This window comes from Citrobacter sp. Cf116 (assembly GCF_030336505.1).
GTDB lineage: Bacteria > Pseudomonadota > Gammaproteobacteria > Enterobacterales > Enterobacteriaceae > Citrobacter > Citrobacter freundii.
In genome coordinates, this window is the sequence record NZ_JAOWEQ010000037.1 from 910,619 (window position 1) to 923,927 (window position 13,309).

At 52.3% G+C, this 13,309-nt stretch carries 13 protein-coding genes; all 13 read right to left on the bottom strand.

Annotated features, from left to right (window positions below; all coding sequences use genetic code 11):
• Positions 1-1,395, bottom strand: a complete 1,395-nt coding sequence (wcaJ, locus tag OGV74_RS13840) for an undecaprenyl-phosphate glucose phosphotransferase (protein WP_086504315.1) — start codon at positions 1,393-1,395, stop codon at positions 1-3.
• 54 nt (positions 1,396-1,449) lie between these two features.
• On the bottom strand, positions 1,450-2,820 hold the full coding sequence (cpsG, locus tag OGV74_RS13845) for a colanic acid biosynthesis phosphomannomutase CpsG (RefSeq protein WP_086504316.1): 1,371 nt from the start codon (positions 2,818-2,820) through the stop codon (positions 1,450-1,452).
• 135 nt (positions 2,821-2,955) lie between these two features.
• On the bottom strand, positions 2,956-4,392 hold the full coding sequence (gene cpsB / locus OGV74_RS13850; protein WP_048218096.1) for a mannose-1-phosphate guanyltransferase: 1,437 nt from the start codon (positions 4,390-4,392) through the stop codon (positions 2,956-2,958).
• A gap of 2 nt (positions 4,393-4,394) precedes the next feature.
• Positions 4,395-5,618 carry a colanic acid biosynthesis fucosyltransferase WcaI gene (wcaI, locus tag OGV74_RS13855; RefSeq protein ID WP_086504317.1) on the bottom strand — a complete coding sequence of 408 codons (1,224 nt, stop codon included), beginning with the start codon at positions 5,616-5,618 and terminating at the stop codon, positions 4,395-4,397.
• The gene (locus OGV74_RS13860) at positions 5,615-6,094 is read right to left on the bottom strand and encodes a GDP-mannose mannosyl hydrolase (RefSeq protein WP_071697530.1); all 480 of its coding nucleotides are present in this window, start codon (positions 6,092-6,094) and stop codon (positions 5,615-5,617) included. Before OGV74_RS13860 ends, wcaI begins: the two co-directional genes overlap by 4 nt.
• Positions 6,095-6,096: 2 nt before the next feature.
• Positions 6,097-7,062, bottom strand: a complete 966-nt coding sequence (gene fcl, locus OGV74_RS13865; RefSeq protein ID WP_086504318.1) for a GDP-L-fucose synthase — start codon at positions 7,060-7,062, stop codon at positions 6,097-6,099.
• A 2-nt stretch (positions 7,063-7,064) separates the two neighbouring features.
• Positions 7,065-8,186 (bottom strand): GDP-mannose 4,6-dehydratase, encoded by a 1,122-nt coding sequence (gmd, locus tag OGV74_RS13870; protein ID WP_003036748.1) that lies wholly within the window; start codon positions 8,184-8,186, stop codon positions 7,065-7,067.
• A 24-nt stretch (positions 8,187-8,210) separates the two neighbouring features.
• Positions 8,211-8,765: a colanic acid biosynthesis acetyltransferase WcaF gene (wcaF, locus tag OGV74_RS13875; protein WP_003036750.1), complete on the bottom strand. Its 555-nt coding sequence runs from the start codon at positions 8,763-8,765 to the stop codon at positions 8,211-8,213.
• Between the two features lie 9 nt (positions 8,766-8,774).
• The gene (gene wcaE, locus OGV74_RS13880; protein WP_086504320.1) at positions 8,775-9,521 is read right to left on the bottom strand and encodes a colanic acid biosynthesis glycosyltransferase WcaE; all 747 of its coding nucleotides are present in this window, start codon (positions 9,519-9,521) and stop codon (positions 8,775-8,777) included.
• Positions 9,522-9,526: 5 nt separating this feature from the next.
• Positions 9,527-10,744, bottom strand: a complete 1,218-nt coding sequence (gene wcaD, locus OGV74_RS13885) for a colanic acid polymerase WcaD (protein WP_086504321.1) — start codon at positions 10,742-10,744, stop codon at positions 9,527-9,529.
• Positions 10,719-11,936 carry a colanic acid biosynthesis glycosyltransferase WcaC gene (gene wcaC / locus OGV74_RS13890; RefSeq protein ID WP_086504322.1) on the bottom strand — a complete coding sequence of 406 codons (1,218 nt, stop codon included), beginning with the start codon at positions 11,934-11,936 and terminating at the stop codon, positions 10,719-10,721. Before wcaC ends, wcaD begins: the two co-directional genes overlap by 26 nt.
• Complete coding sequence (gene wcaB / locus OGV74_RS13895) at positions 11,933-12,421, bottom strand: colanic acid biosynthesis acetyltransferase WcaB (protein ID WP_003036758.1); 489 nt, start codon at positions 12,419-12,421, stop codon at positions 11,933-11,935. Before wcaB ends, wcaC begins: the two co-directional genes overlap by 4 nt.
• 2 nt (positions 12,422-12,423) lie before the next feature.
• Positions 12,424-13,266: a colanic acid biosynthesis glycosyltransferase WcaA gene (wcaA, locus tag OGV74_RS13900; RefSeq protein WP_003036760.1), complete on the bottom strand. Its 843-nt coding sequence runs from the start codon at positions 13,264-13,266 to the stop codon at positions 12,424-12,426.
• Between the last annotated feature and the right edge of the window lie 43 nt (positions 13,267-13,309).

The following is a 13,309-nucleotide window of genomic DNA, read 5'->3' on the forward strand; positions in this document are numbered from 1 at the left end:
TTAATACGCCGCTTTGTTGACAAAGCCTTTGAAAACCGTCAGAAAAACAATTTTGATATCGAACCACACGCTCCACTCGCGAATGTATTCGAGGTCAAACTCCACACGTTTCTCCATTTTTTCCAGCGTATCGGTTTCACCGCGCCAGCCGTTGATTTGCGCCCAGCCGGTAATACCCGGTTTCACCTTATGGCGTAACATGTATCCCTCAATCAGTTGGCGGTACTGTTCGTTATGCGCCACCGCATGCGGGCGTGGCCCGACGATAGACATGCCCCCGGTCAGTACGTTAATAAACTGCGGCAGTTCATCGAGCGACGTCCGACGCAGGAAATTCCCCACAGGGGTAACGCGCGGATCGTTTTGCGTCGCCTGCGTCACCACCGCATCGTTTTCCATCACTTTCATCGAGCGAAACTTCCAGACTTTGATCGGTTTGCCGTCCATGCCATAGCGAGTCTGGCGGAAAATCACCGGTCCTTTGGAGGTCAGTTTTACCAGTAGCGCTATACCACACAGCACCGGGGAAATAAGTAGCAGGATCAGTGAAGCCAGCACGATATCTTCCGCGCGCTTTAACAGACGATTAATCCCCGAGAGTGGCGTGTCATACAGCGGCACCACCGGAATGCCGTTCATCTCTTCAATCCGTGAATGCAGAATGTTGAAGGTAAAGACATCAGGAATAAGGAGCACTGAACAGGTGGTATCGGCCAACTCGCGCACTAATTTTTTGACGCTGGCACCATCGCTCATCGACATGGCGATATAAACGTTATGAATGCGTGAGGCTTTAGCGTCATCCACCAGTTGTTGCAGATTACCGGCCCAGTCGCGGGAGTTTTTTCCAGGGATAGGGTCGTGATAGATACCTGCAACTTCAAACCCCAGCCACGGTTCATGGCGAAAGCTCTCCAGCAGCATTTGGCCGGCTGGCAGGTCCCCTGCCACCGCCACTCGACGAGTGTTGTACCCGCGATTGCGCAGCCATCCCGCGCCGTAGCGAATAAACGAACGACTCAACACCAGGCCAACGCTGGATAGCAGATACCACGCCAGCCAGACGGCGAGACGGTTATCAAAATCGTTATTAAAGGCGATCAGACCTGCGCAAAAAATCAGGCTCAGCGTCCAGTTTTGCAGCAACAGCACCAGCTCAGTGGTCATTTTGACACCACGCCAGGAGCGATAAAAATCCGTTATGCCACCGAGCATCTGAAAAACGACCAGCGTGATCAGCGCCACCAGCAGGTGCATGTACAGGAAAGGCAAACCGCTTAATTCGCAGATCACCCACAACCCGCCAAACATGATGGTGATATCTGAAAAGCGTTGCACCATCGAAATTAACGACGCATTGGTTTTGGCGCGCTCGCGCTTCTTTAGATGTGTCATCGTGGTTCCTGTTAGTCACCCTTTGCCCAGAATCGGGCAAAGGAAGCACCAGCATTACTGATTCAGTAACGCCAGAAGAGTGCGCGTTCGCGCTTCCATCAACGGAATATCTCCGCGCGATTCCACGTTCAGGCGCACCACCGGTTCGGTATTGGAAGAGCGTAAATTGAAGCGCCAGTCGACAAACGACATGCTGATACCGTCCGTTCTGTCTACCGTCAGCGCCTCACGGGAAAAATGCTGCTCCACGCGCGCAATCGCTGCCGCCGGCTCTGCCAGCGTGCTGTTTATTTCACCACTCGCCGGATAGGCCACCATCCGGTCGCGGACCAGTTCGCCCAGCGACTGTCCTTTCAGACAAAGCAGTTCAGCCACCAGCAGCCACGGGATCATGCCGCTGTCACAGTAGGCAAAGTCACGGAAATAGTGATGCGCACTCATTTCACCGCCATAGACGGCATCTTCGTGGCGCATCCGCTCTTTGATAAACGCGTGCCCGGTTTTTGACATCACCGGTTTACCGCCTGCCGCCGTCACCACGTCCACGGTGTTCCAGGACAGACGCGGGTCGTGGATAATCTTCGCCCCCGGATTCTTCTCCAGAAACGCCTCCGCCAGCAGGCCGACAATGTAGTAACCCTCAATGAACTGACCTTTTTCATCGAACAGGAAGCAGCGGTCAAAATCACCGTCGAAGGCAATCCCCATATCGGCGCCGTGTTCAATCACCACGTTGCGCGTGTCAGCCCGGCATTCCGGCAGCAGAGGATTGGGAATACCGTTGGGGAAGTTGCCATCCGGCGTATTGTGGATTTTGATGAACTCGACCGGCACGCCCAATGTTTTAAAACGGGCTTCAATGGCGTCAACCACCGGACCTGCCGCGCCGTTGCCGGAATTGAGCACCAGCTTCATCGGTTTCAGATTGGCGGGATTGATGTAACCCAGCAGGTGGTCAATGTAGGCATCACGGATAGTAATACGCTGGTAGCGGCCACGTTTTGTCTCATCAACCGCCGGGAAGTCGTTGGCTTCCGCCAGGCGCTGTACGTCGCGCAGACCGGTATCACCGCTGATGGGCCGTGCCCCTTCCCGCACCAGCTTCATGCCGTTGTAATCCATAGGATTATGGCTGGCGGTCACTTCAATACCGCCGTCAATACCCAGGTGGAAGGTGGCGAAATAAATCTCTTCGGTACCCGACATGCCAATATCCAGCACATCCACCCCCGCATCCTGAAGTCCTTTCGCCAACGCCAGCTTTAGCGTCTTGCTGGTCAGGCGCACATCACCACCGAGGACAATCGTTTTTGGCTTCAGGAACTCACCGTAAGCTCGGCCAATACGCCACGCGATATCTTCATTCAGCTCTTCGCCCAGCCTGCCGCGAATATCGTAGGCTTTGAAACAGGTTAATTTCGTCATGATTTACCCTTCTTCAGGCAACAGGAGGCCCTGACTCTTAATGAGCCTTTTAATGAGTGTTAAATGCATTTCCCGGCGCGCTTCGCTTACCGGGCCTACGGTGTTGTAGGCCGGATAAGCGCGGCGCATCCTGCATCAGGCGCGCCCGTATCTGTCCGCAAACCGCACCACATCATCCTCATCGAGGTAAGATCCGGAGCGCACTTCAATCAGATCGAGCGGGATTTTCCCCGGGTTCTCCAGACAATGGGTCGCCCCCAGCGGAATATAGACAGACTCGTTTTCAGCGAGCAGTTTGATATCATCATTGATCGTCACTTTCGCGGTACCGGCCACCACCACCCAGTGTTCAGCCCGGTGATGATGCATCTGCACGGACAATCCCTCACCTGGTTTAACGGTAATTCGCTTCACCTGGTAACGGTCTCCGGCATCAATGGAGTCGTACTTGCCCCACGGACGGTAAACTTCACGGTGAATATGGTGTTCATGTCGTCCGTCAGCTTTAATTTGCTCCACCACTTTTTTGACGTCCTGCACCGCGTTGCGATCGGCGATCAGCACCGCATCTTTGGTCTGCACCACCACCAGATCCTTCACCCCGACGGTCGTCACCAGGCCAGATTCGGCATACACGTAACTGTTCTCCGTTTTGTGGCTAATGACGTCGCCATGATGCACATTGCCTTCGGCGGTATGGGCGCTGATTTCCCACAGCGATGACCAGGAGCCAACATCGCTCCAGCCTGCGTTCATGGGCATTACCACCGCATCGGCCGTACGTTCCATTACCGCATAGTCCACAGACTCTTCCGGACAGTCGAGAAACGCCTGTTCATCAACGCGGATAAAATCGAGATCGGGGTCAACCGCACTCATGGCATTCTCACAGGCCTGAAGAATGTCGGGGCGATATTTTTTCAGTTCTTCCAGATAACGTCCGGCGCGGAACAAGAACATGCCGCTGTTCCAGTAGTAATCGCCGTTCGCCACATAAGCCTGCGCGGTTTCCAGATTGGGCTTTTCAACAAACTGCGCTACTTCGAACGCCACGGCGTCGGTATTCGTTGGCGAAACCTCGCCACGGCGGATATAGCCATAGCCCGTTTCCGGCTGGTCCGGCACGATACCAAACGTCACCAGCTTACCCGCACTGGCATAGGGCATTGCATTGCGAACCGCCTCGCGAAAAGCCTCTTCGTCGGCAATCATGTGATCGGCCGCCAATACCAGCAGCAGCGGATCGTCCCCCGGACACTGACGTTTTGCCGCCAGTGCGGCCAGCGCTATCGCCGGTGCCGTGTTACGACCGGCGGGTTCGAGAATAATGTTCTCAGTCAGCTTGTGCAGTTGCCGTAGCTGTTCCGCGACGATGAAACGGTGTTGTTCATTACAGATAACCACCGGGCTTTCACACTCCACGCCGTTCAGACGACAGATCGTTGTCTGCAGCATGGTGAGATCACCTTTCAGGCACAGGAACTGCTTTGGATACAATACGCGGGACAGAGGCCATAAACGGCTACCCGAGCCACCGGCCATCACTACCGGAAAGAGTTTGCTTTGACTCATCATTAACCCCGAATATCAGCAATAAATTGGCTAAGCACGTTATCTTTATCCAGCGTGCGTTCGGCATAGTCACGTGCCACCGTGTTCACTTTTGGCATGGTTAGCGCCTGTTGAATCCCGCCAACCAGCGCATTCACTGATTCAGGCTCGACACACACCGCGATGCCTGGGTGAGCGCCACACAGCTGACCCAACTCGGTCTCAGGTTCGGCGGTAATCACCGCGTTACCGCCAACGGCGAGGATATTGGTCAGTTTGGAGGGCAATACGGCATCCGCCGCACCGCGCTTTTGTACCACCAGATGGCAGTCCGCCATCTTGAGCAGCGCAGGCAGCGCGTCATAAGATTGCAGCGGAAAGAAGATCACATTGTTCAGGCCGCGTTCGCCAGACATACTCTCCAGTTGTGCTTTACCTCCGCCCTGCCCGACAATCACAAACAGCCAGGGCTGTTCGCTCAACAGGGCCGCTGCGTCGATCACACTCTCCAGCCCTTGCTTTTCACCGATATTGCCTGAGTAGAGAATGATTTTTTTATCATCAGGCAAGCCCAGTTGCTGGCGCAACGCCAGAGCATCGGCATCGTTCACGTCACGAAAACGCGCTACTTCTGACCAGTTCGGAAAGAAAATGACCTTCTGTGCATCAACGCCCTTTTCCTGTGCTTTATTCATCATTGAGCGAGAAATGGTCGAAATATGATCCATATTCAACAGCCCACTGCGCTCAAAGGCGCTGGCCAGTTTTTCCACCGCGCCACGCTTGCCATTGCCCGCCATGCCAAGCCCCAGCATGGCATCGACTTCGTAATCCTGAATATGCAGCAGCGTGCGCGCCCCGGACAGCTTCGCCAGCAGACGCATGCCCGGCGTACAAAACAGCGTTGGCACTACCCCAATGATGCGATCCGGCTTCCAGCGGCGCTGCGCCAGCAGCGGGAAGAAACTGCTCAGGGCGAAACTGCCTAAATGCAGTAAACGCTTGAGCGTGGAGGGCTGCTCAGGCACATACAGCGGGCAACGCCAGACGATGGCATCGCCCTCTTCACGACGGTAGCGCCAGGATGAATAGCGACCGTTGACCTTCCACTGCGGATAATAAGGCGGCGCAGTGATCACCCGTACGTCATGCCCCTGTTGCGCCATCCACTCCACCATTTCACCGGTGTATTTACCGATACCGGTCAACTCCGGCGAATAGTTGATGCCATACACAAGGATCTTCATAGCCCGGGTGCTCCGGCCTGACTCTTCTCACAGAAGTAAGCCCGGCTGTTGTCGTGCACGTGGTCACTGGCCAGAATCTCTTCAATTGCCAGCCAGCGGTACGCGTCATGTTGAACGTCAGGCAGTTGCAGGTCGTTTTCCGACACCCGCAGACGAAATCCCAGCACGATGTAATGCGTTGAGAAATCTTCCCCGGAAAAGTTGTCATCATAGAAGTGCTGCCAGACACCGTAAAACTGCGCAGCGGACAGCGGTAAACGTAACCCCAGCTCAGCTTCAGTAAGCCGCTCAAAGGCCGCGTACAGCGGTTCATCTTTTTGCACCCGACCGCCGGGCACAAACCAGTACCCCTGCGCAGGACGATTGAGGCGCTTGCCAAGCAGAAATTCACCGTGGGCGTTTTCCACGATCAAATCGATGGAAATCAGCGGAGTTGAACGTACGACGGTGGCAAAATCCTCATGACGTAAAAACATGCTTACCCCCGGTAACGCTGCTGGTTTTCAAGAAACCACTGATATGTACTGGCAAGTCCCGCTTGCAGAGATATCTCGTGATACCAGCCCAACTGATGCAGACGCGTAACGTCAAGCAATTTTCGCGGCGTGCCGTCCGGTTTGCTGGCGTCAAACACCACGCGCCCCTTGTAACCCACGACCTCCGCAATAGTCTGCGCCAGTTCACGGATGGTGCAGTCCACGCCGGTACCCACGTTGATATGCGACAGCATCGGCTGGGTATATTCCTGCAACACTTCCTGAGCCAACTCCATCACGTGGATACTGGCCGCCGCCATATCGTCGACATGCAGAAATTCACGCATTGGCGTCCCGCTGCCCCATACCACCACATCCGGCGCATTTTGCCCGCAAGCTTCATGAAAGCGGCGCAGCAGCGCCGGGATCACATGCGAATTACTCGGATGAAAGTTGTCATGCGGCCCATACAGATTAGTCGGCATCACCGAGCGATAATCACGGCCATACTGTCGGTTATACGATTCACACAGCTTGATCCCGGCAATTTTGGCAATCGCATACGGCTCATTGGTCGGTTCAAGTGTCCCCTGCAACAGTTCACTCTCGGCGATTGGCTGGGTAGCTTGCTTGGGATAAATACAGGATGACCCGAGAAACAACAGTTTATTCACGTTATGCAGATGTGCAGCATGAATAATGTTGCTCTCAATCATCATATTTTCATAAATAAAATCAGCAGGATAAGTATTGTTTGCCACAATCCCTCCTACTTTTGCCGCCGCCAGATAAACCTGGTCAATACGTTCAGCGGCAAAAAACGCCTGCACCGCACTGGCGTCCAGCAGATTAAGCTGGTCGCGGGTACGCAGCACCAGCTCCACATTATTTCGCTGCGACAATTGTCTGACGATGGCGGACCCCACCATCCCGCGATGGCCCGCCACAAAAATACGTTGTGTCTTCATCCTCAGTACTCCAGCGCGATGGCGACCTCGTAACCGTGCGACTTGAGCAGGGAATGTTTCTTCGCCGCATCAAGATCGTTAGCAACCATTTCCGAGATCATCTGGCGCAGCGTGATTTCCGGTTTCCAGCCCAGTTTTTCATGTGCTTTGGCCGGATCGCCCAGCAGCGTTTCCACCTCAGCCGGACGGAAGTAGCGCGGGTCAACGGCAATCATGACATCGCCTGGCTTCACGCCCGGTGCATCATGTCCGGTCACGGAAACCACGATGCCTTTTTCATTCACGCCCTCACCTTCAAAGCGCAATTTAATCCCCAGCTGAGCAGCCGCCATTTCTACAAACTGGCGCACGGAATACTGCACGCCGGTGGCAATCACGAAATCTTCCGGCTTATCCTGCTGCAGCATCATCCACTGCATCCTGACGTAATCTTTGGCATGCCCCCAGTCGCGCAGTGAATCCATGTTGCCCAGGTACAGGCAAGACTCCAGCCCCTGAGCGATGTTGGCGATCGCCCGGGTAATTTTGCGAGTGACAAAGGTTTCGCCGCGGCGCGGAGACTCGTGGTTAAACAGAATGCCGTTACAGGCATACATCCCGTAAGACTCACGGTAGTTGACGGTTATCCAGTAGGCATACAGCTTAGCAACGGCATACGGTGAACGCGGATAGAACGGCGTGCTCTCTTTCTGCGGGATTTCCTGAACCAGACCGTACAGCTCAGAGGTGGACGCCTGATAAAAACGGGTCTTTTTCTCCAGACCAAGGAAGCGAATTGCCTCCAGCAAACGCAAGGTGCCGATCGCATCAACGTCTGCGGTGTATTCCGGTGAATCAAACGACACCGCAACGTGGCTCATGGCACCCAGGTTATAGACTTCATCCGGTTGGACTTCCTGTAAAATACGGGTCAGATTGGAGGAGTCCGTCAAATCGCCATAGTGCAGATGAAATTTGGGATTGCCTGAATGCGGATCCTGGTAGATGTGGTCCACACGTTCGGTGTTGAATGATGAAGCGCGACGCTTAATACCGTGTACTTCGTACCCTTTTTCCAGCAGGAGTTCTGCCAGGTAAGAACCATCCTGCCCGGTTACGCCAGTAATGAGAGCGACTTTTGACATGTTATAACCTCTTCAGTGATCCCCTCAGGGAGTAACTTTCTCGACGCGTTCGCGCGTGACTACTGCGGGATTTCCCCGACAAATGACATTTGCTGGCAGCGATTTAAATACGCTGCTTCGTGCTCCGACGACGGTGCCATCGCCAATCGTTACGCCAGGCGCGACAAAGACATCTGTCGCCAGCCAGCATTTATCGCCAACCACTATCGGTGTGGCGTTAATATCAAAATGTTGGCTGGCATAATCATGACTCCCAGTGCATAAATAACTTTTTTGCGAAATAACTGCGTGGGCCCCAATCGTAATATCACCTAACGTATATAAAACCGCGTCATCACCCACCCAGGCATAATCTCCCAGAGTTAGTTTCCACGGATAAGTAATTTTTACTGAAGGCCGAATAACTACGTTTTTTCCTATTTTTGCGCCAAACATCCGTAATAAAAATGCACGCCAGCGATACATGACCTGAGGAGACCAGCGAAATAATGTTGCTTGCACCGCCCACCATAATTGCACTTTAATAGCGCCGCCGCCGCGAAAACCTCCAGGCACTTTAAATCCGCTTAAGTCTTGCATACTGTGCCCTTACGTTTTTCCATATAAGGTTTTTGTTTTATCGGTTGTGCGCAGACGCAAATATTCTGACAAACCGGTCCAAAAACCTGGCATGTTTAATATCTGGCGCTGTACTTTTTTGGCATCCCGGCACAATTCCAGATTATTCGTCGTTGACACTCCGCCCATAGAAAATTCCGAAACCAACCCGCGCAGCTTTTTAAAAGCGTAACCGGACTTGTATAATTTGGCTGCCAACGCGTAATCTGACGATATTTTATATTGCAAATCATAATGCCAGACATTCAGTCCTGAGAGCGGAAAAAATATTGCCTGATGGCTGGCTGGCAGGCTGTGATAAATATACCAACCCGGTTTTGCCCGACGCTTAATTTTGTTGCCATTGCCGAAATCCAGCAACGCATCGCCAATGACCATAGTTTGGTCACTCTGCATTTTTAGCTGGCGGATAAAACAAGCCGCATTCGCATGCAGAATATCCCCGGAGTTGAGGAACAGTGCAAACCGCCCGCGCGCCATGGCGATGCCTTTGTTCATCGCATCATAGATGCCGTTATCCGGCTCGCTGACAAACCGTAACCGGTGTTCTCCACTGAGTCCTTCAAGAAACGCCGACGTACCATCCGAGGAGCCGCCATCAACAACAATCCACTCAAAACTGATATCACCCGCTTGCGCCAGATGTGCCAGCGACGCGTGAGTTTTGACGATCCCTTCCAGATTGCGAAAGGCGACGGTAATGATACTGAGCAGCATGTGAGTTACCTCGCGATATTCAGCGCCTTGCGCAAAATAAACGGACACACAATTAAAAATGCGTATTCCGGACTAAATACTGAACCTGTAAAAAACAGTGACAATGGTGTAAAAAGATAAAGCTGCACCCGATAATTCTGATTATCGCCAAACGCATTGATCATCATTTTCATGACCTTCCCCATGTACCATAGGGCTAATATCACCGCGAACCATGAAAAATAAATAATCAGCAGATACAAGCCATTATCTATTGTTTTACCGACATCTGCACCGTTAAAAATTCCGAATGACGCGACGTATTCATAAAGTGAGCCAAATCTCACTACGCCATCAACGTTCAGTAACGAATAACCGACCATCACTAATGGTCCTACGATACGATAATACGATGACGAACCTTCAGTTCCTAAATCACCAAGCCGCGTTGCGATGTACGGAAAAGCAAATATCACACCAACTAAAAACACGCTTAATGAGATTATCGCCAGAGGTAGCTTCTTTTTTATCGCATCCTTATTTAGGTACTGAAACGCCCATTCCAGGAGGTAAAACAAAATAAACGTCATTACTCCTGAAAACGATCCCGATAATATTATCCCTACCAGAATCATAGCATCGGACTTAGGTGTTTTGATACCAAACTGTTTGATACTGAGCCAAATTGAGATTAACGCCAGAGCGAAGAATGCCGGTTCGAAATAGAGCGCGGTGGTTCGTTTCCCACCAAACTTAATAAAGTTCAGAACATAGCTATTACTGTAAATAAGATATTTCGAAATAACTTCCATTAAACTGCTGCCGCCGCTGAGAATTATCTGTGCCATTTCAACCGCAGCTAACCCCACCACCAGTCCCACGACCAGCCAGAAAAAGCGCAAGATTTTAATGAAGTTATGCGGCGAAATGGTTTTGAAGCGAATACTCCATACCATGCCAATGATCACCACGGTGTAGATAAACAGCATAGCGGACGTTACATACTTGCTGGCATCCAGTGACTGACCAAACAAATAGTTAAATACCGTCAGCCCGCCCCCCAAACCCAGCGCTATCATTAGCTTTTTAATATTGATGCGTTCAACAAACAGCAACAGCAGAACAGGTAAGAATGTGACGAGGGTTATCGGGAAGCTCTCGCCAAGCTGAGCAAGTTTGACGTTAACCAGCAGATAAAGCAGCGGTAGCACCAGATAGCTACAGATTCTGATAGAACGAGACATATTCCTCCAGCATCTGTTGTCCACTGTATGCCAACTGGCTGCGCTGGCTAAATGCGGCAAGCGACGTGTCAAATACCGCCTGCGCAATGTCTGATTTTTTCAGCTGCACCAGTTGCAACACTTCAGCTTCGCTGAACGTTTTTCCACCTGATTTAGCCAGCACTTCCTGCGCGGCATCGCTGTGCGTGGCTATTACCGGTACGCCGATGGACAGCGCTTCGCACAGAATCAGCGGGTAGTTATCGACACGGGAGCTGAACACCAGTCCATCCATCTGATTAAGCGCACTCATCAATGTGCGCTTATCGCTCTCAAAACCGTGATTGATGACGTTATCTCCCGCAAATGGCGAAAATTTGCCGAAGGTATGCAACTCAATTTTGTCTCCGAGCGCGGTAATCGCTCGCACCAGTTGCTGACTGGTTTTGCCGTCATAGCGCAGGTCATGAGCCACCACGGCAATTTTCGGCCGACCGCTCTCCTCAGGCATCGCGGGTAGTTCGGCAAGAATGGTTTCAGTTGCCACATCAATGCCATTATTGATAATGCGGCAGCGTCCCGCGCCATACAGGCTGTTGAAGGCGTCGGCCACATGCTGACTGGGCGAGATAAACTGGCAACCCAGCGCCAGCATCGCACGAAACATCTGCCGCTTACCGGGTAACTGCTGATGTGCTTTATCGATTTTTACCGGCGGATAGTTGCTCAGCGTTGGGCATTGCAGACAGCCAGTTTTCCAGCCTTCGCAGCCATCGGTAAAGGCACAGCGCCCGGTCACACTCCAGTGATCGTGCAGCGTCCAGACGAAGGTGATATCCGGTTTATGCGCTTTCACTTTTTGGCAAAAGGAGACTACCTCTTCCAGGTTCAACCAGTAGCTGTGCAACACATGAAAATGCAGTACCAGCGGGCCGTTAGTGCGGGTAACCGTACGATATAGCTTGTCGAGATTGCCGAACATGTCGCGGTTCGCGAAACGAAACAGCGCAATGTTCGCCGCCGACGTCAGGCGCGGCGTATATTTGATAATCTGCGGGTATTTCGCATGGCTGGCGCTTTTTTTACCGCCTTTGCCATAGCCATAGACAAAACGCGACGACAGCCCTTTTTCCAGCGACCTCAGATGCAAATCTAACGCCACGCCTGCCGCCCCACCTTCTGCGAGTCGCACATTAAATTGTAATATCTTCATTTTATTACCTTCACCCGTGCCTTCTCGCCCACGACCAGCGCATTGTCCGGAACGCTATCCACCACGACGCTCCCGGCACCAATCGTCACGTTATCGCCAATAGCAACGTCGCCAAGCAGAGTGACATTGGCCCCCAGCTCAACGCTGTTACCGATTACCGGGCAGGACAAATCGTTGGTGCCAAGATTGCCGATGGTGACGCCGTGACGTAGGGTAAAATCATCCCCCACAACCACGTGTTTATTGATAACCACCCCATAGCCATGATGGATGGTGAAACGACGACCGATTGATGCAGCAGCCTGAATTTCATAGCCAAACAGGCATTCGGTGATAAGGCGGTACATCACCAGTATCGGAGCGGCCCACAGGTTGTTTAAGATGTTTTTTTTACGCCAGACGGAGCAAAAATGGGCAATCCGATAGGCCACCACCATGCAGCAGGGGCGCAGACTCCAGCCGTTCACGCGTAAATCTTCCAGCATAATTAGCGTCCTCGCAGTCCGTCGGCCAGACGCTTACTGTTGCGAACAGAAAGCAGCGTCAGTAGCGTGCGCCAGTTCATCCGTTTGTTGCGGATCTGGTAGAGGGTAAACAGCTGATATTTCTTGCTGGCCCGGTCAAATTTGCCTTTGTGCTTGCGGTAAAACTGAAAGTAGCCGGAGAATTTATTCGGCGATGAGGTAATGCGCATCTCACCGTGATTCACATGCAGGATTTGCGTTGCCTCCTTGACCTTCCACGGTTTGCCATACGCCACCACCATGCGCAGGAAGATGTCGTAATCCTGCGCCGCTTTCAGCGTGGTATCGAACAGACATGCTTTAAACCGCCATGCCCAGGTAAATACCTGATTACCAATGATGTTGCGCTTATAAAACCTGCGGCGTGAATAAACGGACTTCGGATAGAGCGGCAGACTGGTCGGCTGCGAATACACTTCGCCCTCACAGACATAGTCATTGGCATACAGAAACGCCCGCGTGACCAAATGATGGCGATAGTTGAGAAATACACTCAGTCGGTTCGGCGTCCATTCATCATCATCATCAATCCCCGTAATGTATTGCCCGTTGGCCTGCATAATGGCCTGATTACGTACCGCGCAGGCCCCGGAGTTGGTGGAATTATGCGTATACGACACGCGCGGATCGTTGAGTTCCTCAACAAACTGCTGCAACTGCTCATATGAGGAAGAGCAATCATCCACAATGATCATCTCCCAGTGAGGATAGTCCTGCCGCAACACCGATTTAATCGCCCGAATGGCCAGCTGCTGGCGGTTCCAGGTTGGCATGTAAATTGAAATTAGCGGGTTTTCTGTGGTCATTTTCGTTTCCAAAAAAAGTTGCCTGATGGCACTACGCTTATCA

Bases quoted from the DNA above. Each gene is read 5' to 3' on its own strand.
- wcaJ (WP_086504315.1), bottom strand. From the start codon at position 1,395: ATGACACATCTAAAGAAGCGCGAGCGCGCCAAAACCAATGCGTCGTTA.
- cpsG (WP_086504316.1), bottom strand. From the start codon at position 2,820: ATGACGAAATTAACCTGTTTCAAAGCCTACGATATTCGCGGCAGGCTG.
- cpsB (WP_048218096.1), bottom strand. From the start codon at position 4,392: ATGAGTCAAAGCAAACTCTTTCCGGTAGTGATGGCCGGTGGCTCGGGT.
- wcaI (WP_086504317.1), bottom strand. From the start codon at position 5,618: ATGAAGATCCTTGTGTATGGCATCAACTATTCGCCGGAGTTGACCGGT.
- OGV74_RS13860 (WP_071697530.1), bottom strand. From the start codon at position 6,094: ATGTTTTTACGTCATGAGGATTTTGCCACCGTCGTACGTTCAACTCCG.
- fcl (WP_086504318.1), bottom strand. From the start codon at position 7,062: ATGAAGACACAACGTATTTTTGTGGCGGGCCATCGCGGGATGGTGGGG.
- gmd (WP_003036748.1), bottom strand. From the start codon at position 8,186: ATGTCAAAAGTCGCTCTCATTACTGGCGTAACCGGGCAGGATGGTTCT.
- wcaF (WP_003036750.1), bottom strand. From the start codon at position 8,765: ATGCAAGACTTAAGCGGATTTAAAGTGCCTGGAGGTTTTCGCGGCGGC.
- wcaE (WP_086504320.1), bottom strand. From the start codon at position 9,521: ATGCTGCTCAGTATCATTACCGTCGCCTTTCGCAATCTGGAAGGGATC.
- wcaD (WP_086504321.1), bottom strand. From the start codon at position 10,744: ATGTCTCGTTCTATCAGAATCTGTAGCTATCTGGTGCTACCGCTGCTT.
- wcaC (WP_086504322.1), bottom strand. From the start codon at position 11,936: ATGAAGATATTACAATTTAATGTGCGACTCGCAGAAGGTGGGGCGGCA.
- wcaB (WP_003036758.1), bottom strand. From the start codon at position 12,421: ATGCTGGAAGATTTACGCGTGAACGGCTGGAGTCTGCGCCCCTGCTGC.
- wcaA (WP_003036760.1), bottom strand. From the start codon at position 13,266: ATGACCACAGAAAACCCGCTAATTTCAATTTACATGCCAACCTGGAAC.